Below are 21,598 nucleotides of genomic sequence, written 5' to 3' on the forward strand. Positions count from 1 at the left end.
GAAGGTGTCCGTCCGACTTGCATGTGTTAAGCATACCGCCAGCGTTCATCCTGAGCCAGGATCAAACTCTCCGTGTCGATGCAAGAGTTTGTCTTTGGACCCTCAACGTCTGTTGCCGGCTGCCTCAATAAGCATTGGGCTGACGTTGAGGAAGTTTGTAAGTGAAATGGAAACTTGACAGGGTTGAATGAGCAGCCACAGCACCCTCAGGGGGTCTGTTTTGCTGCTTGCCGGGCGATGGTTGACTGAACAGCTTACTTGTCAAGGTTCTGGGACGCCGGGGCTGGTGGCCTCATCAGCGCTTTACTACCCTATCCCCACCACCACCCCCACGTCAAGTCCTACTAACCTTTTTTTGGGAAGGCCGAAGGGATCCGGATCCACCGCTAGACTGTTGAAGTGAGCTTAGTTTGGGTCAGACGGGCTTATGGGGATTGTGATTGGGGCTGTTGCTCCTGACTTTAGCTTGCCTGCGGTGGGGAAAGGGATCCAAAAGGGAGCCCAGATTTCACTGGCTGCCTACCGGGGCAAGAGCAAGGTGTTGCTGGCCTTTTACCCGGCGGATTTTTCCCCGGTATGCACGAGCGAGATGCGTTGCTTTCGGGAGGATTGGGAAGCTTTCCGGGCCGCGGGCTGCGAGATCTTGGGGATCAGCAGCGATCCCCTCTCCAGGCACCAAGCCTTTGCCGAGCAGCTTAAGCTGGAGTTTCCTTTGCTGAGCGATGTGGACAGAACCGTGAGCCAGCAGTACGGGGTGGACAGCCTGCTGGGGACGCGGCGGGCCTATTTTTTGGTGGATAGCCAAGGGATCCTACGCTACCAGCATGTGGAGTGGCTGCCCTTGTTCAAGCGAGACAACCGGGAGCTGCTGGAGGCCGTGAGGGCGATTAGCTAAACGGGGGATCCTCTGGGGTGGGCCAGAGAACCTGTTGCGGCTGTCCGGTGTCCGGCAGGGAGAGGGGAGTGTGGCCAAGGAGCTCCAGAAGCCAGCTACGCTCAGGCGGGATCCAGTTGCCCTGGCGAGCCCCAATTCCCAAAATGAGCTGGCTATCTTGCTGCTGCAAGCGGAAGAAGGTGGTGGCCCAGGCTCCTGCTCGATGGGCGAGGGTTTCCCCGTCGTCTTCGTAGAGGGTGAAGCTGCCGTTGCCGGGGTAGAGTTTGAGGTGCGGTTGGTCACGGCGCAGGTGGGCGGTGGACGGGCAGGGGGGAGCTAAAGGCAGAACGGAGCCACCCCGCACAAACAGCGGCAGTTGTTCGAGAGGGGCAGGGACGAGAATGTAGCGGGGGCCGGTGTGGGCCTGACCTGTCCACCAATCAAACCAAGTGCCCTGGGGTAGGTAAACAGCGCGGCACCGCACGCCAGGCCGAACCACAGGGGCAGCTAGGAGGGCGGATCCCAGCATGGCTTGATCTGAGATCTCGTAGGTTTGCGGATCGTCGGGAAACTCGTAGAGAAGGGGGCGCAAGATGGGGGATCCGGTTTGGCTGGACTCCCAAAAGAGGCTGTAGAGGTAGGGCAGCAGCTGGTAACGCAACTGAATGGCCTGCCGGCAGATGGTTTCCACTTCGAGGCCAAAGCTCCAGGGCTCGTGGGGGCGGGTGCCCAGGGCGCTGTGGCCGCGCATGAGGGGGTAAAGAATTCCCATTTGCATCCAACGGGCAAACAGCTCGGGAGTGGCATTGCCACCGAAGCCGCCGATGTCCGCGCCGACAAAGCTAACTCCCGACAGGCCCAGGTTTAGGAGCATGGGCAGGGACATCTCCAGGTGTTCCCAGGAGGATTGGTTGTCGCCTGTCCAGACGGCAGCCCAGCGCTGGATCCCAGCAAAGCCGGAGCGAGTCAGCACGAAGGGGCGCCGGTTGGGGTTGAGCTGTTCCAAGCCTTCACGGGAAGCGCGTGTCATCAGCAGGCCGTACAGGTTGTGAACTTCGGCGTGGGTGGTGGGTTCGTCGGGTGGGCCTTGGGGGGCATCGAGGGGGATATCGACGATCTGGCCGCCGTCTCCAAAGGGGCGGTCGTTGAGGGCCGGCTCGTTCATGTCGTTCCAGATGCCATCCACACCGGCTTGGGTGAGAACCCGTTGCCAGGATCCCCACCACTGCCGCACTCCGGGGCGCAAGAAGTCGGGAAAGAGGACTTTGCCTGGCCAAACGTAGCCATGGAAGAGGTGGCCGTCGGCGCGGCGGATAAAGAAATCCTGGGCCAAGCCCTCGTCGAAGACGGCGTAGTCGGCTTCGGGCTCGAACTTGACGCCGGGATCCACAATGGCTACCACCCGGAAGCCAGCCTCGTGGAGTTGGGCCATGAGCCGGGCCGGTTCGGGGAAGCGGCGGGGATCCCAGGTGAAGACGCGGTAGCCGCGCATGTAGTCGATATCCAAGTAAATGACGTCGCAGGGGATCTGCCGCTGGCGAAATTGCTGCGCAACGGTTTGAACCTGGGCGGCGCTGGCGTAGCTCCAGCGGCACTGTTGGTAGCCCAAGGCCCAGAGGGGAGGAAGGGGAGGCCGCCCAGTGAGTTGGGTGTAGGTCTCGAGCACCAAGGCCGGGGTGGGGCCGTAGATCAGGTAGTAATCCAGCTCGGGGGCGCGCACCTCGATGGCCCACTGCTCGGGATCGATCTGGCCCAGGTCGAACTGGCTCCAGTGGGTGCAGTGCAGGAAGAGCCCGTAGCAGAGGTTGGGGCGAAGAAACAGGGCGAAGGGAATGGCCTGGTAGAGATTGTCGCTGTGGGCGTCGTAGTTCCAGCAGTCGCGAGTCCAGTGGCTGTAGCGCCGACCCCGTTTGTTGAGTAGCCCCGCCCGTTCCCCCAGGCCGTAGATGTGCTCGGCAGGGTGGAGGTGTTTGCAGAGGCGGATCCCGTCGGATCCCCAGGTAAGGCCGAAAGGGACATCGGCGCAGAACTCTTGCCCTTGAGAATCTTGAAAACTAAACCGGATGGGATCCCGGTCGATGCGGACTTGCACCAGCGAGGTGGACAGGTGGACTTGGGCAGGGCTTTCCTGCAGTTGAAAGGAAGTCGGGGGCCACTCTTCGTCGGCTAGGGCAACATCCCAAGAACGGCGGGGCAAAAAGTCTCCGCTGGGGCCATTTGCGCTAGCGGGACGGAGTCCGAAGCGCAGCCGAAACAGGCGGGGGGTGAGGATCTGCACAGACCAGCAGCCCTGGGCACAGATGAGGTGGATCCCGCGAGAGTGAGCCTGGAGCTGTTGCAGGGATCCACAAGTTTGCCTTTGGGGTGGGCGGGCGGGGAATTGGCCATTCGCGTCAGCGGGACGGAGTCCCAAGATCTCGCCAGGTTCCAGCATGGTTTGGAGACAGATCGCCGCCCTCAAGGCTAACCTAAGGCCGGGAGGGAACAGCGGGTTGCCCACGCTTGTCCGTAGCGGGTTCTGCCCTCATCGGTACCCCTCTCCAGAAGAGCAGCGGCAATAATCGGTTAGCTCAGATCCCAGAATCCATCGCGAAAACGAGGCGGCAATGGCCATGAGGATCCCGGCGATCAAGCTTCTCTCCTCACTGCTGCTTTTTGGGGGGGTGTCCGTCCCCGCTGTCGTGGCGGCCTACCCGGTCAGCCCGGAGATGGTGATGACCCTGCAACAGGGGGATCATGCCCAAGCCTTGCCCAGGGCCAGAACGGAGCAAGCGTTTCGGGTGGTTACTTTGGCCCAGGGTTTGGAGCACCCTTGGGGGATGGCCTTTTTGCCGGATGGAACTCTCTTGGTTACCGAACGCCCAGGGCGGCTGCGCCGAGTTACCCCCCAGGGATTGGATCCCCAGCCAATAGCCGGTGTGCCCGAGGTGTTTGCCCAGGGGCAGGGGGGCCTGCTGGACATCGCCTTGCACCCCAACCATGCAGAGAACGGCTGGATTTATCTGTCTTATGCAGCGCCTGGGCCCGGTGGGGGAGGCACGCGGGTGGCGCGAGCCCGTCTGGGGGAAGGGGGCCTACAGGATCTGGAAGTGATTTTTGATATGGAGCGCAAAACCCCTGCCCGGCAGCACTTTGGCTCCCGTTTGGTCTTTGACGAAGAAGGATTCCTCTACATCAGCACCGGAGACCGGGGAGAACGGGATCGAGCCCAAGATTTGGGGGATTCTGCCGGTAAAGTGTTGCGCATTACGGATGCGGGCGGGATCCCGGCGGACAACCCATTTGTCGGCCAAGCAGGGGCTTTGCCGGAAACTTTTACCTATGGCCACCGCAACATTCAGGGAATGGCCCGCCACCCTGAAACAGGGGCAATTTGGTCCCATGAACATGGGCCGCAGGGTGGGGACGAGATCAACATCTTGGCCCCCGGCGTCAACTACGGCTGGCCCCTAATCACCCACGGTCGAGAATATACGGGAGAACCCGTCGGCCAAGGACTGGCGGCAGCTCCCGGCTTGGCTTCCCCTCTGCTGCACTGGACGCCCTCTATCGCTTCTTCTGGCATGACTTTCTACACGGGAGAGGCTTTCCCAGAATGGCGGGGCAACCTGTTTGTGGGGGCGCTGGCCGGGCAACACTTGGCCCGTCTGGTACTGGATGGAGAGCGCGTGGTGGCAGAAGAGCGTCTCTTAGAGGGGGCGGTGGGCCGCATTCGCGATGTGCGGCAGGGGCCGGATGGACTCCTTTACCTGTTGACGGACGCCCCGAATGGATCCCTGCTGCGCCTGGAGCCAGCACCCTGAAGGCATCGGCTTAGGAGATGACGGAAACTATCCTGCTCCCGCTGGGCAGCTCTTTGGCGGGACAGGGACTTTCCCCAGAGTAGGGCCTGGGAACTCAAAAGCTGAGGCTCTCCCAGGAGACGTTAATGTCTTCCAAGAGCAGCGACTTGTTGTAAATCTGCAGGATGATCAACAGGAAGACGGCAAATAGGGCCATGAAGACCGCCATCAGGGGCGTGGTGCCCCAGCCGGGAGCCACTTTACCGTATTCCGAGTTGAGGGGACGCAGCAGATCGCCCAGTCTGGTACGAATGGCCATAGGTTCTCGCAGTAAGTTAGGAACAGAACACATTGATGAAGTCGAAGATGACCAACCCGGGCGGTGGATCCTTGGTGCTCGGCACCGCCCAGACAGCCACCCCATTAAAATCACGCTATCAGAATCTGGCCAACCCCTTTTGCCTTGAGCAATGAATTGTAAACTTGTGTAATACTGTAGTCGAACGCTCTCAGGATCTGAGGACTCAGACTTAGATATGGAACCCACCTTTTCCCTAATTGTGGCGATTGCGGCAGTCACCATCTGCATCACCGCGTTTGCCATCTACACGGCCTTTGGCCCCCCTTCCAAGGACTTGCAGGATCCCTACGAGATGCACGAGGATTAAAGCTTGTCGTTGGGATATCTGGGTAAATGTCTGCTCGGCTGATCCCCCATCTCTCTTTTCACAAGTACCAGGGTTTGGGGAACGATTTTATCCTGGTGGACAACCGCCGGCAGTCTCAGCCCTGCTTGAGCCCGGAAGAGGCCGTCGCCCTTTGCGATCGCCGCTTTGGGGTAGGAGCCGATGGAGTTATTTTCCTGCTGCCAGGGCAGGAGGGGGCGGACTTTAGCATGCGCCTCTTCAACAGCGATGGTTCCGAGGCGGAGATGTGCGGCAATGGGATCCGCTGTTTGGCCCGCTTTCTGCAGGACTTGGGGATCCCAGGTCGGGATGGCGCCTACCAGATCCACACCTTGGCGGGGCGAATCGTGCCGCAGGTGCGGGCAGATGGGCTGGTCACAGTGGACATGGGGATCCCTCGCCTTTTGGCCAAGCAGATCCCCACCACCTTGGTCGAACCGGATGAGAAGGTCATTCGGCAGCCGCTTGCAGTGGCCGGGCGAGAGTGGCGGGTGACGGCGGTGAGCATGGGCAACCCCCATTGTGTGGTCTTCCTGGAAGAAGAGGGATCCCTGGAGGAGCTGGACTTGGCAGCTGTGGGCCCCCTGTTTGAGCATCATCCGGCCTTTCCTGAGCGCACCAACACCGAATTTGTGCAGGTGCTCAGCCCGACTCGTCTGCGCCTACGGGTTTGGGAACGGGGAGCAGGGGCAACGCTGGCCTGTGGGACGGGTGCCTGTGCCACTTTGGTGGCTGCTGTCTTGGAAGAGCGGGCAGAACCGCAAGCTACGGTGGAACTGCCGGGAGGAAATCTGGAAATTCGCTGGGATCCGAGCACACAGCACGTGTGGATGACCGGCCCTGCCCTACACGTCTTCAGCGGCACCACTGCCGGTTGAGAACTAGGCTCCCAGACCCAACAGGAGGATGGCCAGGAGGCCGAGGATCCCATAGGCAACGCTCCAGCCCTGCCGCCAGATCAGCGCCACTGCCAGGCCCAATAAGACCAAGCCCAAGCCCAGGCCAAGGCGGAGAAATAGAGGGTGTACAAACTGGCTGAGGGAGCGTTTGAGCCAGGGGAAGATCACCCCCAAGGCGAAGGCCAGTCCTACGGGGATCCAATCGATCCAACCTGTCTGCTCCCAGCCCCCCAACAGGTAAAGGCCGCCCAGACAGATGCCCAAGCAGAAAAACAGCACCCGCATACCGGGATAGTCTTGTCGGTAGCTGGAAGCCAGATTCCGGGGCTCTTTGGGGTGGGCCAAGACCAATGGCTCTACGGCAAAACTTTCGCTCCACTCCGGCGCTTCTTCGGTTTGTCCGCGGCACCAAAGGTAAACGTTGACCTTGCGCAACCCCTGCAGCAGAGAGGCCTCCACTGCATTGCGCACCACCTCCATCACCTGCAGGGTATCCACCACATCGCCTGGCAGCCGTTCCAGCAGCACGTTGAGAACAGGCCCCTTCAGCTCGGCTCGGCCAAACAGCCGCAAGTCGGCAAGCTTGTAATCGAGGATTTGGTTCAAGATTTTGAGCTGGCGGCGCATGGGATCCCGCGAACAGAGAGCCGTCGTTCGACCGGTTGACTCAAAGCTTCAACATGACCGGTATGACCAGTTTAATGGCTTGGGCCAGAGCAGCAGAGGAGAGGCGTTGCCGGTGTGAAAGGGAAGTGGGACTATCCCATGAGGGTGCGAATGCACCGGCGAATGCTGAGGTTGGATTGCTCCAAGTCGGCAAATCCGCTCAGAAGAGTTCCCTGGCCGTCCAACAGCAACAAAACAGCCTGGCGGCGAAAATTGATCCCAGGCAAAGCTGCAGCGGCTATTTCTTGCAGCTTCTGGATGGTTGCTCCCTCAAAATCGACAGAGACGTACACAAATGGAGAAACCAAACGAGGATCCGTCGGCACGCTCTCTCGGATGACCTGCAAAACCAAATTTCGCACCAACAGCAGCCCCCTACCATCTACCAGCACAATCTGTCGCAGTCGGGGGTTTCGCCCGAACTCCAGGGCCAAACTTTTGGAGAGGGCTTCCGATTGCGAGCGGGTTTGGCTGTTGGTCAGGATCAGCGCTTGAATGCCGTCGTACCGACTTAAGTCAAGCTGCCCTCCGAAAACGCTCTCCACTTTGAAAGCCAGAGATTCATCACGGTTACCATTGCTGGGGCAGTTGCCGGCTTGAACGGGATCGAACGCGCCCGCCAAAAGCAGGACAAGGGTGACAAACCCCGAAGCGACAAGTCTCTTTGGCAAGCAAAGCCAGCAGCGGTTAGCCGGGGCACAGCAGCAGGACAGCACTCGGTTCATGGCGGGGAGTTCTGGAGCGGGCCGGCCAAATCTTAACCGATCTTCATCTTTGGCGTTCCAAAATGACCTCTCGGCTTCTCATCCCCATTGGGTTGGTGCCCATAATGGAAGGCAGTTTCTGGTTTGCTGGCCATGACTCACGCCTCTTTGCTGGATGCCCTCAACCCTTCTCAGCGCCAAGCGGTGCAACATTTTTGTGGCCCGTTGCTGGTGGTTGCCGGGGCAGGTTCCGGCAAGACACGCGCCCTCACCCACCGCATTGCCTACCTGGTTCGCCACTATCGGGTGGATCCAGGAGAAATTTTGGCCGTGACCTTCACCAACAAGGCCGCCCGTGAGATGAAAGAGCGCATTGAGCAGCTCTTTGCCGAACAAGAAGCTCAAGAACAATTTGGGATCCCCTTAGAGGAATTGGAGCCGGCCCAGGCAACGCGACTAAAATCTGCTGTTTACCACCGCTGGATTAAGCCTCTTTGGATTGGCACGTTCCACAGCTTATTTGCCCAGATCCTGCGCATAGATATTGAAAAATATCAGGATCCCAAGGGGCGAAAGTGGACTCGCAACTTCTCGATTTTCGATGAATCAGATGCCCAATCCCTGGTGAAGGAGATTGTAACCAAGCAACTGAACTTGGATGAGCGCAAGTTTGACCCAAGGTCGGTACGCTACGCCATTAGCAATGCCAAAAACCAAGGTTGGACTCCTGCCGACCTGGAGCGCAATCAGCCCAACTTCCGTGGCCGTACCATTGCCCAAGTTTACGAAATCTATGAAGACCAACTGGCAGCCAACAATGCTCTGGACTTTGATAACTTGATTTGGATACCAGTGCAGCTTTTTCGACAAAACGAGCAGGTGTTGGCTTACTGGCACCAACGATTTCGACACATTTTGGTGGATGAATACCAAGACACCAACCGCACTCAGTATGAGTTGATTCGTCTGTTGGCCACCAACGGCGAGACCTGCAGATCTCGGTTGGATTGGAGAAACCGATCGATCTTTGTGGTGGGAGATGCCGATCAAAGCATCTATCGGTTTCGCGGGGCAGATTTTACCATTTTGCTGGAGTTTCAAGAGACCTTTGGAGATGGTCTCCCGGATGATGATACCCGCACCATGATCAAGCTGGAGGAGAACTATCGCTCTACAGCTACCATTCTGCAGGCGGCCAACGCCCTCATCGAGAAAAATACAGAGCGCATTGATAAAGTTCTCAGGCCAACCCGTCAGCAAGGAAGTCCGATTTTCCTTCATCAGGCGGATGACGAGATTGCAGAGGCCGAGTTTGTCGTCAATACCATCCGACGATTACACGGCCAAAATGCCAATGCTTTTTCCTGGGGAGATTTTGCCATTCTCTACCGCACCAACGCTCAATCCCGTCCTTTTGAAGAGGTCTTGCTGCGGTGGGGGATCCCTTACACGGTGGTAGGCGGACTGCGATTTTACGATCGCAAAGAAATTAAGGATGTCCTGGCCTATTTGCGGGTTGTGGCCAACCCTGCCGACTCCTTTAGCCTGCTGCGAATTATTAACGTGCCGCGCCGTGGCATCGGCAAATCCACCCTGGACAAGCTGACCGAAGCGGCGGCGGCTCTCAACGTGCCTTTGTGGGCAATTCTCAGCGATGAAACCTCTGTAAGTAGCTTGGCGGGCCGTTCGGCTAAGCCTGTCATTCAGTTTGCTCAGTTGATTCAGCACTGGCATCGACAGGCTTCTCAAACCTCAGCCGCCACCCTTATCGAAGGGCTGCTAAGGGATTCCGGCTATTTGGAGGATCTCAAGGCACAGGGTACAGACGAAGCCGAAGAAAGAGCGGCCAACGTGATGGAACTTTACAATGCCGCCCGCCAATTCGAGGAAGAACAGGAGGATCCCAGCCTTGAGGCTTTTTTGAGCAATGTGTCTTTGGCTTCCGACTTGGACAACCTTCAGGAAGGCGCTGAGAAAGTTTCGCTAATGACGTTGCACTCTTCCAAAGGTTTGGAGTTTCCTGTTGTGTTCTTGGTGGGGGTAGAGCAGGGTCTGTTTCCCAATTTCCGGGCTTTGGAAGATCCCGCTGCCTTGGAAGAAGAACGACGCCTTTGCTATGTGGGCATTACCCGTGCCCGTGAGCAGTTGTATATCAGCCACGCCAGGGAAAGGATGCTCTACGGCAACCGAGAACCGGCCATTCCTTCCGTATTTTTAAGTGAGCTACCTCAAGAGTTGATCGAGTCCGACAGGCGCGGAGCCCCTTCTCGACAGCTTTCCCACGGCAGTGGGCTGCCCCTTGCAACGGCACACAAGGCCAAGCCCAATCCCGGCCAAGGCCGTTCAGAACAGTGGGCGATTGGCGATCGCTTGCAACATCCCCAATTTGGACAAGGCCAGATTACCCATGTGTTCGGCAGCGGTGAACGGGTCACGATTGCGGTGAGGTTTCCCGGTATTGGGCAACAGAAAATCCTGGATCCCCGTATTGCTCCCATTCAAAAGCTCAGCTAAGCGGCTGAACTCGGAAGGAACCCAGTGATGAAGAGAGATAAGGGGAAGTGGTGTAGAAGTCTGTAGCTCATTCGAGATTGCCTTTGCAGGAACCTCTTGTGCTGGTGAAAGGCTCTCTGGAGAATGGGTTGGCAGGGATCCCTTTTATCGTGTAGAACTGTGAAGGTCTGCCAGAGTAAAGCCCCTGAAAGGTTCACGAGTTCACCGTCTGGGTTTGAACCATTTCGCTAGGTGGGCAGTCCAAACCGACAAGTCGTTCTCTTGTGCCTGTGAGCCGGGTTTACTCTCCCCAATGGCAGCTTCCTCACGCCTGCACACTCAGCCTAGTGCTGTTTTTGGGTGTTCCTAGCTCTGTCGTCTATGCCCAGATGTTTTGGGCCCAGCGTCCAGCAGGGATGGGAGCACCGCGTCCTGTCTCGGTAGATGTGACCAGAGCCCAGGTGGGATCCCTGGGGGCCGACTTGCGTTACACCGGCACTACCCAGCCCCTGCGGCAAGCCACGCTGCGAACCCGTACCGAAGGATTGCTCTTGGAGTTATCGGTGGAGGTCGGGGATCCCGTCCAAGAGGGGCAACTGCTGGGCCAACTGGATCCCACGCTGCTGCAGGCTGCTCTTCTCCAGGCCCAGGCCCAACTGGCAGCGCAAGAATCTCAGGTGGCACAGGCACAAGCGCAGCTCAGCAATGCCCGCACCCAAGTGGAGCAGGCCCGTCTGAATCTTCTACAACAGGAAGCCGATGCCGAGCGCCTAGGACGGTTGGCACAGGAGGGAGCTGTTTCTGCCCAGCAGGCGGAGCAAGCTCGTACTGCGGCCCGCACCGCCGCCCAGGCTTTGCGCTCTGCGGAAGACCAGGTTCGCGTCCAAGAACAAGCCGTGATCGCCGCCCAACGCCAGGTGGAAGCGCAGAGATCTTTGGTGGCTCAGGCCCAAGAGCGCCTTTCCTACACACAGTTGCGAGCACCCCTAAGTGGGGTGGTGCTCTCCCGGCAGGCGGATCCGGGCAGCTTTTTGAACTCAGGGGCAGATGTACTGACGGTGGCCGATTTCAGCCAGGTGAGGGTGGAGTTTCCCCTCTCCGAGTTGGAGTTGTCGCGCGTACAGGTGGGCCAAGCCGTTCGGGTGGAATTGGACGCTTTTCCCGGCCAGAGCTTCGCCGGACAAATTGTCCGCATTTCCCCGGCTGCGGATCCCCAGGCCCGTCTGATCCCGGTTGAAGTGGTGATCGCCAATCCCAACGGACGCATTGGCAGTGGGCTGCTGGCGCGGGTGGCATTGACGGGGCCGGCGGCTCAACGGGTGATCGTTCCCGCAACAGCGATTCAGCAGAATGGGCCGGGTTCTGCTACGGTCTTTGTGGTGGAGCGGCAGGGAGAAGTAACGCGGGTGTTGGCCCGCCCGGTGCAATTGGGAGAACAGCGGGATGGACGGGTGGAAATTGTGTTGGGATTGGAGGCTGGCGAACCGTTTGTGGTGCGCAGCTCTGCTCCTCTCCAAGATGGGCAGGAAGTGCAGTTGAGTGTCATCTCCGAACGATTTTGATCTGAATACTCTGGATAGCAAGTTTCTGAATAGCAAGTTTGAATAGCAAGGAAGCCAAACCCATGACCCCAGCCAACAGTGGACTCAGCCTCAGCGGCCTGGCCATCCGCCGCCACATCGGCACCCTGATGCTGGCCTTGGCAGTGATCGTCATGGGCCTCTATTTCCTCACCCGCCTGCCGGTGGACTTGCTGCCCTCGATTGTCTATCCCCGTATTGGCGTGCGGGTGGAGCTGGCGGGAGTAACCCCAGAGGTGGCCGTTGAGGAGATCACCCGCCCTTTGGAAGACTCTCTTTCCACAGTGGAAGGGGTGGAACAGCTCTATTCCACCACCCGCGAAGGGCAGGTTCGGGTGGATCTCTTCTTTGCGCCAGGGGGGAACATCGACCAAGCCCTGAACGACACCACGGCAGCGGTGAACCGGGCCAGAGGGCGGCTGCCGGATGGGGTTTCGGCTCCCACGGTGTTCAAGTTTGACCCCTCCCAGTTGCCTGTTTACGAGTTTGCCCTGAGCGCGCCTGGGCTGACGGGCGTGGAGCTGCGCCGCTTTGCTGAAGCAGAGTTGGCCCGCGAGCTGGGAGTGGTGCCGGGGGTGGCTACGGTGGATGTGGCCGGGGGCACCCTTGAAGAGGTGCAGGTGGATCTGGACTTGGAGCGGCTGCAGGCCCTGGGGCTGGGCCTAGCGGATGTGCTCGGCCAACTGCAAGCCCGCAACCAGGATCTTGCCGGTGGTCGGATCCGCGGCGAGCTGTTGGAGCCTTTGACGCGCACAATGGGCCGGTTCCGCAGCCTAGAAGACATTCAAGCGTTGCGCTTCAACACCCCCAGCGGAGGAACGGTGCACCTGCGCGATTTTGCCACGGTGGCTGTTCGCCCTGCCGCCGAAGGGGTGCGGGTAACCTTGAATGGAAAGCCGGCGGTGCGCCTGAGCATTCAAAAGCAGCCCGATGCCAATACCATCCGCGTGGTGGACGGGATCCGTCGCCGCCTGGAGCAACTGCGGGCCGCTGGCCTCATCCCGCCGGAGGTGACCCTGATCCCCACCGGCGACGAGTCCCGCTTCATCCGCAGCTCGATTCAAAGTGTGGCTCTTGCCGGCGTGAGTGGGGGGGTGCTGGCCGGGCTGGCGGTGCTGCTGTTTTTGGGATCCCTGCGCCAGACCCTGATCGTGGTGGCGGCCATTCCTCTGGCCACCCTGATGGCGGTGTTGCTGATGGGCCTGTTCGGCCTTTCCATCAACATCATCAGCCTGGGGGGCCTGGCCCTGGGGGTGGGGATCGTGGTGGACAACGCCATCGTGATGTTGGAAGCCATCGCTAAAGGAACAGAAGGGATCCCGCGGCAGGATGCCCGTTGGTTTGGGCAGCGGGTGCTCGAGCAGGCGGAGCGCAGCAGCCGCCAGTTGGAATCGGCCCTGGTGGCCTCAACGGCCACCAACTTGGTGTCGGTGTTGCCCTTTTTGCTGGTGGGAGGGTTTGTTTCGCTGATTTTCAACGAGCTGATTTTGACCATCAGCTTTGCTGTGGCCGGATCCCTGGTGGTGGGCCTGACGGTGGTGCCCATGCTCACCTCACGCCTGTTGACGATTCGCCGCAGCAGTGGATTGGGGCAGTGGGGCCCGATCCGCAGCTTTGCGCGGGCGATGCTGGGCGGCACCTACGCCTACCAACGGTTGCTGAGCCGTCTGTTAGAACGACCTGCCTTGCCGATCTTGCTGGCATTTCTTCTCCTGGGCGGAGGGAGCTACTGGATGGCCGGGCAACTGAACCAGGAGCTGCTGCCCCGCATCAGCACCGGGCAGGTGAACCTGTCTGCCAACTTTGCCCCCGGCACCACCCTAGATACCAACCACCGCATTATGCAGGAGGTGGATCGCCTTCTGCTGCAACAGCCTGAGGTGGAGTATGTGTTCACCACCGCAGGCGGATCTGCCTTCGGGGGCAGCACCTTTGAAAACCCCCTGCGGGGCACCAGCACCATCACCCTTAAGCCCGGCACAGCAGTGCGGCCCTTTGTGGATCGGATGAATGAGCTGGTCAGCCAACTCAACCTGGTGGGATCCCGCATCCGCCTGTCTCCGGGCAGTGTACGCGGCCTTTCCGCCCGTAACTCTGCCATCAATGCCGAAGTGGATGTGGTGCTTCAAGGGGAAGGCACCCAGGCGCTTCAAGAGGCCAGCCGCACAGTGTTGCGGGCCTTGGACGAACAGGCCACCCTCTCCACCTTCCGCCCCGAGGCGGATGACAGCCAACCGGAACTCCAGATTTGGCCCGATTGGGAGCGGGCCGCCCCCTTGCGCCTCAGCCTTCAGGACATAGGCCGGGTGGTACAGACGGCAGTGCAGGGATCCGTGCCCGCCCAACTGCAGCAGGGAGACCGCCTCCTGGATGTGCGGGTTCGCCCGGCCACGTCCATCACCCAGCCTTCGCAACTGGAGCGCCTGCCCTTGGTTGTGCAGAATGGGCAGCCCCTGCGCTTGGGGGATGTGGCCAGGTTGCAGATGGGGGAGGCCCCTGGGGAAATTCGCCGTCTCAACCAACGGCAGGTGGTCATTTTGAACGGCAGTCTTAGGGCCGGGGCCAGCCAAAGTGCCGCCATCGCCGAGCTGGATGGGATCTTATCCGGCTTGGAGTTGCCCCCCGGCGTGACCCGCCTGCCCAGCGTGGCTTTGGAAAACAACCGGGAGCTGCGCAATAACCTGCTGCTGCTGGGATCCCTGGCAGCTTTTTTGGTGTTTGTGGTGATGGCGGTGCAGTATAACTCCCTCCTCGACCCGCTGGTGATCATGCTGACGGTGCCCTTGGCTCTCTCCGGCGGGATCCTGGGCTTGTTCCTCACCCGCACGGCTGTGGGCGCTACGGTGCTGGTGGGGGCGGTGCTGCTGGTGGGCATTGTGGTCAACAACGCCATTTTGATGGTGGAGTTGGCCAACCAAATCCGGGAGGAACAGGGCTTGGATTACCGCAGTGCCATGCTAGAGGCTGCCCCGCAGCGGCTGCGCCCGATCCTGATGACCGCCGTGACGACGGTGCTGGGCCTGTTTCCCTTGGCCCTGGGCTGGGGAGAGGGATCCGAACTGCTACAGCCGCTGGGGGTTGTGGTCTTTTCCGGCCTTTCCCTGGCGACGCTGCTGACGTTGTTGGTGATCCCTTGCTTTTATGTGCTGCTGCATGGCGGGGAAAGCAAAACCTCAACTCCCTCTTTTCCCCAGCTAGCGGTTGCCCCACCCCCAGCCTTGTCCGAGACTTCCGGTCAGTAGCTGTGGTTGGCGTTGCTGATGGATTGGCGTTGTTGATCTCGGTTAGCTGACCTTGGGGTTAGGCTTAGGCACCAGTTTCAGCCCAGAAGGTTGGGGCTGTGCGTCCTCGGCTCTGTCCGGTACCAGGCGCAGGGGCGGGCCAAAGCGGCCAACCGCTATGGTGTTGTGCAAAGCCGGGATCTGGCGGATGGATTCCTGGCGTAGGCAGCGGTGCAAACGGCGCAGCAGAAACAGGTCGGCTTCGGAGCACTCCTCTCGGAATAGCCTCACGTTGAGTTCGTGTTCCTGAGCAGCAGTGAGCAGACCGGTCATCATGGCGGTTTGAATGATCTGCTGCACGGTCACGGTCGTCGCTTCATCCATAGGTTTATGCGGTTGGATTGAGACCTTTTGCTGCTCTTATTCTCGATAAATCCCCCTGATATTTACTCCGCCAAATAGCGGATTCGATATGCGCGCTTTGTCATCTTTCCCAATGTTCAGGAAATAGGGCTTTCCAGGTATCCATTGACTTTCTGATCCATCCAGATCCTATTCAGGCGAAAAGCTTGAAATCCTTGCTTCACAAGCCTTTCCAATCGAAGTGGGAGTAGAGCCAACAATTGGATACGTAGGGATCCAATCCTCACTGCAGTACAAAATTAGACTCAACAGTGAGTTGCTTGAACTTGCCAAAGAGGTGCTGATCCCATGATTTTTCGAGCTGTTGTTTGAGGCCGTAACAGATATCTGTGGCAATACGGAACTGAGAAGCGATGTTCGTCACCGACAAATGGCGTAGGGTTGCTTGGCTTTTTGTCTGTACCTTGTCGGCAATGAAGGCATAGAGGATGAGCACCAGCTTTGTGTTGTGTTAGTGTGGGGGCATTCTGTAGTGGCGATTGGCCGTGTCGGAAACTCCACAAACAGTCGGCTGTGCTGTCCCTCTGGGCTGCTGTGGCTGCGGCTGTTTGGGCCTGCTGGCGGTGTTGGGCTTGGGGCTGGCGGGGGCAGGGATCCTGATCTGGAATGGGATCCGCACTTCGGGTGCCTATCGCACCTACCAGTTGGCGGTGGAGCAGCTCAAACAAAATGCTGTGGTGGTGGAACGTCTGGGGGAACCCTTGAGGCCGGGATGGCCCTCGCGGCTGCGTTTTCAGGAAAATGAGGAAGCGGGCTGGGTGTGTCTGTCTTTTTTGATTACAGGGGCCCAGCGCACCGGCGATGTGGTTGTGGAATCGGAGCGGGGCATGGCGGGCTCGGCATGGCAGTTGCGCCATCTGCAGGTGAAAGTTGACGGGGATCCGCAGGCCATTCCGGTCATTGAGGGGGGATCCCGCTGTGAAGAGGAAGAGCCGGATAGAGAAGCCCTGCCCCTGCAGCCAGAGGGCGACATCTAGGTAGCCGAATAGGCTCAGCCGCGGGTAGAGTCAAAAGGACTCCGTCCCGCTGACGCGAACGGTTGTGGCCTTGGATCCCTATGCGGTCGCTCCCTTACCTGCGCTTGCTGCTGTTGTTGGCGCTGTTGGCCTCGTTCACCGGCCTGATCGTTTGGCTAATCCAATCGTTTCTCGATCTGTACTACGCCACCCGTTACCACCCGATTTTGGGGGGGCTGTTGATCGGGGTGCTGCTGCTGCTGCTGCTGGTGTTTTTGGCCGCTGCCATCTACTACTTGTTTCTGTTTCGCCAACCCGCCCCCAGCAGGAGGGAAATTACCCAACCCCTTGCCTTGCCGGAGACGGCCTTGGACAAGCGGAAAGCGGCGCAACAGAACTTGGCCCAACTGGAGGCGCAGATGGCGCAAATCCAGGATCAGGTGGCGCGGGCAGCGCTGGCAGAACGGTCGGCCCTACTGGCCAAACAATTGGCCCAGCCCCAACTGAAGGTGGTGGTCTTCGGCACCGGGTCGGCGGGCAAGACTTCTCTGGTGAACGCGCTGCTGGGGCGGCGGGCGGGGGCGGTGGGGGCCACTCTGGGCACCACCCAGGCGGTAGCTTGTTACGATTGGAACTTGCCCGGGATCCCGCAGCCGGTGCAGATCGTGGATTGCCCCGGCATTTTGGAGATCGGCCCGGCAGGGGTGATGCGGGAACAGGAGGCGCAAGCCCAAGCCCAAGCTGCCGATCTGCTCCTAGTGGTGGTGGATGGGGATCTGCGCCAGTCGGAGGTAGATCCCTTGCGCCGGTTGATCGCCCTGGGCAAACGGGCCTTGCTGATCCTGAACAAAGCAGATCGCTACACCTCAGAAGAACGGCAGATCCTCTTGCAACGCCTGCGGGAGCGGGTTCATCCCCTGATCCCACCTCAGGATGTGTTGATGGCTGCCGCTGCTCCAGCCCCTGTACGGGTGGGATCCCAAACCTGGCGACCGGAGCCGGATGTGGCCGCCGTGCGGGATCGCGTGCAGGCAGTGCTCTATGCCGAAGGTGGATCCCTGGCCTTGGACAATGCTCTGCTGCAATCGCAACAGTTGGGGGAAGAGGCCAAGCGGATTCTCCAAGCCCAACTGCGCCGCCAAGCCGAGGAAGTGATCGATCGCTTTCAGTGGATTGTTACAGGAGTGGTGTTCGCCAACCCCATCCCGGCGGTGGATCTGCTGGCCATTGCCGCCATCAACGCCCAGATGGTGGTGGAACTGGGATCCCTTTACGGCTGCAAGATGGATCTGCAGCAGGGGCGGGAGCTGGCCTTGTCTCTGGCCAAAACCTTAGCCGGCTTGGGCTTGGTGGAAGGAGCGATCCAACTGACCACGGGGATCTTGGCCACCGTTGCCGAGGTAAGCGTCGTCGGTTTTCTGGCGACAGCCCCCATTCAGGCGGCCAGCGCCGGCTATCTCACCCGCATTGCCGGCAAGAGCTTCATTGAGTACTTCCAGCACAACCAAAGCTGGGGCGAAGGGGGGATGCAGGCGGTGGTTAAGGCCCAGGTGCAAAATACCCAAAAATCCGGTTGGCTCAAAGAGTTTGTCCGCGAGGCTTCTCGGCGCATTTTCCGAAATGGAATGAGCAAAGACTAAAGGGCCAGCCCAAGGGATCCCTAGCAGCCACTCACGGCAATATCGGTCGGCATAAAGGCCAGCTCCATTTGCGCCACATAATCGGCGTAGCTCAGTGCCGGCACGGTATCCCACTCCGCCAAGCCGTGCATGCACTTTGACCATTGGATGAAGGCGGCAGGATAGATGTAGGCCAAGCTGGGATCCTGCAAAACCTCTTTGGGCAGCGGAGGAGCGGACTTGAGCACCGCCAACAGAGCCGGGGGCTTGGGGAGAATCCCGCGCGTGGCCTCGATCTGCTCTGGGGAAACCCTAAACTTGGCGGCGATAAACGAGATCACTTTGGAAATGGCCATCACCCAACACCAACCTCGCCTATAAAAGTAGATTGCCCCGAAGCCGAAGGGCTGACTTCAGGGATCCCACGGAGACCGGAAAAACATGGGCAAGGATGGCCGTAGGCGGCTCTGGGATCCCCTTGCTTGGAGCCGCTGCTCCCCGTTATCCTAGTAAAGCTGAAAAATCTGGGGAAACAGTGAGCCGTGGCTAAAAAGAGCATGATCGAGCGGGAGAAAAAGCGCCAACGCTTGGTCGAGAAGTATCGGGAGAAGCGCCAACAACTGAAAGCGGCCATGGCCGATCCCAACATCGACCAGGCCACCCGCATGGAGCTGCACGCCCAACTGCAAAAACTCCCTCGGGCCAGCTCGCCCACACGCCTGCGCAACCGCTGCTGGAAAACCGGGCGTCCCCGGGGTTACTTCCGCGATTTCGGCCTGTGCCGCAACAGCCTGCGGGAAATGGCCCACAGAGGCTTATTGCCAGGTGTGGTCAAGTCTAGCTGGTAGTTGCCTGGCCTTCGCCGCTTGGTTATGCAGCCAAAACACCCTTTTGAGAGATCCTGAGTGGGCCTGCAACCTTTTCAGCTCTGTGACGAAGATCTCACCCCTGCAGTGGCAAAGGCCCTGGCCGGGGAACCCCACTTGGCCGTGGATACGGAGACGATGGGGTTGATCCCGCAGCGGGACAGGCTCTGCGTGGTGCAAATCGCCAACCCTGCCGGCGAGGTGGTGTTGTTGCGGTTGAGCCGTGGAGTAAAGCAGGCCCCCCTTCTGGCGGGGCTGCTGACGGATCCCAACATTGAAAAGATTTTCCACTACGCCCGCTTTGACCTGGCGATGCTGCGCTATCACCTGGGGATCCGGGCGTGGCCCGTCTTTTGCACCAAAATTGCCAGCAAACTGGCCCGCACCTACACCAGCAAGCATGGCCTCAAGGATGTGGTGAGCGAGCTGTGCGGGGTCGAACTCAACAAAACTGCCCAAAGCTCCGATTGGGGAGCCGTCCACGCGCTATCCGCCGAACAACTGGAGTATGCCGCCAACGATGTTCGCTATTTGATTCCGGTTCGCCACAAGCTGGCGGAGATGTTACGGCGGGAAGAACGCTGGGAGTTGGCACAGCGCTGTTTCCAACATTTGCCCACCTTGGTCGAGCTGGATCTGTTGGGCTTCAGTAACGTCTTTGAACATCAGTAGTCGGAGTCTTATTTGATAGATAGTTATAGATAGTTATAGTCGTTTCAGGTTAGGTTGAGACGCCAGGGCTACTGAGAAAGGCTTTCTGGCTTCGTGCATTATTGCTCCGCAACGCTGGCGCGACGACGCGACCAACGTTTTAGTGTGGGTGCAGTGTCTTAGTTTGCATCGAAATGACCATATTCTTTTGGATGACCGGATTCTCAGGGATCCCCCCTCTCCCGAAGCTGAAAATGGGGATACGTCACCGGCGCATAAAGTATCTGCCAACACAGTTGGCCGCCCTTCTCTTTGATGTAGTGAGGATGGGGCTGGTCGTACCAATGGGCTTCTCGAGATAAACCGGCCTGCAACCCTCATTGCTCCCGCCATCATCTGTCTGGATCAGGGGGATCAGCCCTCACTTGGGACACTATGAAAATCATTGGAGTTGAGTCAATGTTGGAGTCGCAGAGGGTGGTTCAAAGTGGGTTATCTTCCCCCGCTGTTTCGGGCAAGCCCGTTCTGGAGTTGCGCCACGTCTCGCTGCAGTACCCCACCAAGGGATCCCCAGTCACGATCATCCGCGACGTCAGCTTTTCTGTTGCCCACTCGGAGTTTGTCTCCATTGTTGGGCCGAGCGGCTGTGGCAAGACTTCTCTTTTGAAGATGATGGCCGGCCTGAACACTGACCATGGCGGCACCCTCTACTTTCAGTTGCAGCCCATCGCCGGCCCCCTGAAGAGTGTGGGCATGGCCTTTCAAAACCCGGTGCTGCTGCCCTGGCGCACAACCCTGGAGAACGTGTTGCTGCCGTTGGAGGTGGTAGAGCCCTACAAGCGCACCTTCAAGCAAAACCTGGCCCAGCACGAGAAGTCGGCGCTGGAGCTGCTGGCCACCGTAGGCTTGGAGGGTTTTCAGAAAGCCTATCCTTGGCAGCTTTCTGGGGGAATGCGGCAGCGGGCTTCCTTGTGCCGCGCTTTGATCCATCAGCCGGAGCTGCTGCTGTTGGACGAACCTTTTGCTGCTCTGGATGCCTTTACCCGCGAGGATATGTGGGAAATGTTGCAACGGCTGTGGATGCGCACCGGCTGCACTGCTATTCTGATCACCCACGATTTGCGGGAGGCGGTTTTCCTCTCCGATACCATTTATGTGATGGGGCCACGGCCTAGCGAGATCATCTTTTCCCTCAAAGTGGATCTGCCCCGTCCACGCCCGCTGGAGATCTGCCTGACGGACGAGTTTCACCGCTTGGTCTCGGAAGTGCGCCAGCACATTCGGCGCAGCTATTAGGCCAAAGAGCCCTTGATCCAAAAAATCTGGAAAGGTTTGCTGGACAGGTTACCGCGCATCTCTGCCGAGGGATCCCATGAAAAAATCATTTGACCGATTTTTGCAGACCCAAACGGCTTCTGTGGTCTTGCCCGCTGTCACCATCGTTTTGACCCTTGTGCTCTGGCAGGTGGGGGTGGGGCTGTTCAACGTTCCTCGCTTCATTCTGCCGGCGCCCACCCAGATCCTCGCAGCCATGAACCAGTGGAGCCCGGTGATTCTGCGTCACTCCCTAACCACCCTCACTTCGACGCTGCTGGCCTTTGCGCTGGCTTTGGTGGGGGGGATATTGCTGGGATCGATCATCGGCAGCTCCCGCCTGGCCCATCTGTGTTTGTACCCGCTGCTGGTGGGGTTTAACACCATCCCGAAGGTGGCTTTGGTGCCGCTGCTGGCGATTTGGTTTGGCTTGGGCCTGATCCCGGCGGTGATCACGGCCTTTTTGCTGGCCTTTTTCCCCATTGCAGTCAATGTGGCGGTGGGGCTGGAGACGGTGGAAGCCGAAATGCGGGATGTGCTGCGCTCGTTGGGGGCCAGCTCTTGGGAGATTTTCACCAAGGTGGGGCTACCCCACAGCATGCCCTACCTGTTTGCCTCGTTGAAGGTGGCCATCTCCTTTGCTTTTGTCGGCTCGGTGATCTCGGAGACGGTGGCTTCCAACCAGGGGCTGGGCTACCTGATCGTGTCGGCCAGCTCTTCTTTTGATGTGCCTTTGGCCTTTGCGGGTTTGGTTGCCCTCGGCATTATGGGCATTTTGCTCTACACCTTTTTTGCGGCTTTGGAGCGCTATGTCCTGTCCTGGCGACAGTAGATCTGCTCCAGGGGATCCCACCGATGCCTGAA

19 protein-coding genes and 1 rRNA gene are annotated in these 21,598 nt (G+C 59.2%); 13 read left to right on the forward strand and 7 right to left on the reverse strand.

From position 1 onward, the window contains the following. Positions 1-77 (reverse strand): 16S ribosomal RNA (locus tag NW849_RS03950); the annotation flags it as partial. A gap of 350 nt (positions 78-427) precedes the next feature. On the opposite strand from NW849_RS03950, the gene NW849_RS03955 reads away from it, so the two are divergent. Beyond that, positions 428-895 carry a peroxiredoxin family protein gene (locus tag NW849_RS03955; protein ID WP_011432999.1) on the forward strand — a complete coding sequence of 156 codons (468 nt, stop codon included), beginning with the start codon at positions 428-430 and terminating at the stop codon, positions 893-895. On the opposite strand, the gene NW849_RS03960 is transcribed toward NW849_RS03955, so the two are convergent. Next, complete coding sequence (locus NW849_RS03960) at positions 888-3,308, reverse strand: glycoside hydrolase family 31 protein (RefSeq protein WP_414356036.1); 2,421 nt, start codon at positions 3,306-3,308, stop codon at positions 888-890. The two genes, NW849_RS03955 and NW849_RS03960, sit on opposite strands and share 8 nt — an antisense overlap. Before the next feature lie 172 nt (positions 3,309-3,480). Between NW849_RS03960 and NW849_RS03965 the strand changes: the two genes are divergently transcribed. Continuing rightward, entirely contained in the window at positions 3,481-4,677 is a 1,197-nt protein-coding gene (locus NW849_RS03965; protein WP_414356038.1) for a PQQ-dependent sugar dehydrogenase, read from the forward strand. Positions 4,678-4,771: 94 nt separating this feature from the next. Here the strand turns inward: NW849_RS03965 and psbH are convergent, their stop codons facing one another. Next, positions 4,772-4,975: a photosystem II reaction center phosphoprotein PsbH gene (gene psbH, locus NW849_RS03970; protein ID WP_011432996.1), complete on the reverse strand. Its 204-nt coding sequence runs from the start codon at positions 4,973-4,975 to the stop codon at positions 4,772-4,774. Between the two features lie 217 nt (positions 4,976-5,192). Here psbH and psbN point away from each other — a divergent pair, with 217 nt between their 5' ends. Continuing rightward, positions 5,193-5,324, forward strand: a complete 132-nt coding sequence (gene psbN / locus NW849_RS03975) for a photosystem II reaction center protein PsbN (RefSeq protein ID WP_011432995.1) — start codon at positions 5,193-5,195, stop codon at positions 5,322-5,324. A gap of 26 nt (positions 5,325-5,350) precedes the next feature. Beyond that, positions 5,351-6,220, forward strand: a complete 870-nt coding sequence (gene dapF, locus NW849_RS03980) for a diaminopimelate epimerase (protein WP_414356040.1) — start codon at positions 5,351-5,353, stop codon at positions 6,218-6,220. 3 nt (positions 6,221-6,223) lie between these two features. On the opposite strand, the gene NW849_RS03985 is transcribed toward dapF, so the two are convergent. Together NW849_RS03985 and NW849_RS03990 are read right to left on the reverse strand one after the other, a co-directional pair. Then, positions 6,224-6,868 carry a hypothetical protein gene (locus NW849_RS03985; RefSeq protein WP_414356042.1) on the reverse strand — a complete coding sequence of 215 codons (645 nt, stop codon included), beginning with the start codon at positions 6,866-6,868 and terminating at the stop codon, positions 6,224-6,226. Positions 6,869-6,999: 131 nt separating this feature from the next. Beyond that, on the reverse strand, positions 7,000-7,578 hold the full coding sequence (locus tag NW849_RS03990; protein WP_414356043.1) for a hypothetical protein: 579 nt from the start codon (positions 7,576-7,578) through the stop codon (positions 7,000-7,002). 186 nt (positions 7,579-7,764) lie between these two features. Between NW849_RS03990 and pcrA the strand changes: the two genes are divergently transcribed. The 3 genes from pcrA (at position 7,765) to NW849_RS04005 (ending at position 14,926) form a co-directional block, all read left to right on the forward strand. Continuing rightward, complete coding sequence (gene pcrA / locus NW849_RS03995) at positions 7,765-10,125, forward strand: DNA helicase PcrA (protein WP_414356045.1); 2,361 nt, start codon at positions 7,765-7,767, stop codon at positions 10,123-10,125. 269 nt (positions 10,126-10,394) lie between these two features. Continuing rightward, the gene (locus NW849_RS04000) at positions 10,395-11,666 is read left to right on the forward strand and encodes an efflux RND transporter periplasmic adaptor subunit (protein ID WP_414356046.1); all 1,272 of its coding nucleotides are present in this window, start codon (positions 10,395-10,397) and stop codon (positions 11,664-11,666) included. Between the two features lie 62 nt (positions 11,667-11,728). Further along, a complete protein-coding gene (locus NW849_RS04005) occupies positions 11,729-14,926 on the forward strand; it encodes an efflux RND transporter permease subunit (RefSeq protein WP_414356047.1) in 3,198 nt (1,065 codons plus the stop codon). 42 nt (positions 14,927-14,968) lie between these two features. Here NW849_RS04005 and NW849_RS04010 read toward each other — a convergent pair whose 3' ends face one another. Then, positions 14,969-15,289 (reverse strand): hypothetical protein, encoded by a 321-nt coding sequence (locus tag NW849_RS04010; RefSeq protein ID WP_414356049.1) that lies wholly within the window; start codon positions 15,287-15,289, stop codon positions 14,969-14,971. Positions 15,290-15,813: 524 nt separating this feature from the next. Here NW849_RS04010 and NW849_RS04015 point away from each other — a divergent pair. Together NW849_RS04015 and NW849_RS04020 are read left to right on the forward strand one after the other, a co-directional pair. Beyond that, a complete protein-coding gene (locus tag NW849_RS04015; RefSeq protein ID WP_414356050.1) occupies positions 15,814-16,305 on the forward strand; it encodes a cytochrome c oxidase assembly factor Coa1 family protein in 492 nt (163 codons plus the stop codon). An 80-nt stretch (positions 16,306-16,385) separates the two neighbouring features. Then, positions 16,386-17,924, forward strand: a complete 1,539-nt coding sequence (locus NW849_RS04020; RefSeq protein ID WP_414356051.1) for a YcjF family protein — start codon at positions 16,386-16,388, stop codon at positions 17,922-17,924. 20 nt (positions 17,925-17,944) lie between these two features. Here the strand turns inward: NW849_RS04020 and NW849_RS04025 are convergent, their stop codons facing one another. After that, the gene (locus NW849_RS04025) at positions 17,945-18,259 is read right to left on the reverse strand and encodes a hypothetical protein (protein WP_414356053.1); all 315 of its coding nucleotides are present in this window, start codon (positions 18,257-18,259) and stop codon (positions 17,945-17,947) included. 186 nt (positions 18,260-18,445) lie between these two features. Here NW849_RS04025 and rpsN point away from each other — a divergent pair, with 186 nt between their 5' ends. The 4 genes from rpsN to NW849_RS04045 all read left to right on the forward strand — a co-directional run bounded on the left by rpsN (position 18,446) and on the right by NW849_RS04045 (position 21,566). Then, positions 18,446-18,751 (forward strand): 30S ribosomal protein S14, encoded by a 306-nt coding sequence (gene rpsN / locus NW849_RS04030; RefSeq protein ID WP_011432985.1) that lies wholly within the window; start codon positions 18,446-18,448, stop codon positions 18,749-18,751. Positions 18,752-18,808: 57 nt separating this feature from the next. Then, positions 18,809-19,441 carry a ribonuclease D gene (locus tag NW849_RS04035; RefSeq protein WP_414344670.1) on the forward strand — a complete coding sequence of 211 codons (633 nt, stop codon included), beginning with the start codon at positions 18,809-18,811 and terminating at the stop codon, positions 19,439-19,441. A 438-nt stretch (positions 19,442-19,879) separates the two neighbouring features. Further along, a complete protein-coding gene (locus NW849_RS04040) occupies positions 19,880-20,716 on the forward strand; it encodes an ABC transporter ATP-binding protein (protein WP_414356054.1) in 837 nt (278 codons plus the stop codon). Positions 20,717-20,792: 76 nt separating this feature from the next. Next, positions 20,793-21,566, forward strand: coding sequence for an ABC transporter permease (locus NW849_RS04045; protein ID WP_414356055.1), 774 nt, complete (start codon positions 20,793-20,795; stop codon positions 21,564-21,566). The last annotated feature ends 32 nt before the right edge of the window (positions 21,567-21,598 follow it).

Source organism: Synechococcus sp. R55.3 (assembly GCF_047461975.1).
Taxonomy (GTDB): domain Bacteria; phylum Cyanobacteriota; class Cyanobacteriia; order Thermostichales; family Thermostichaceae; genus Thermostichus.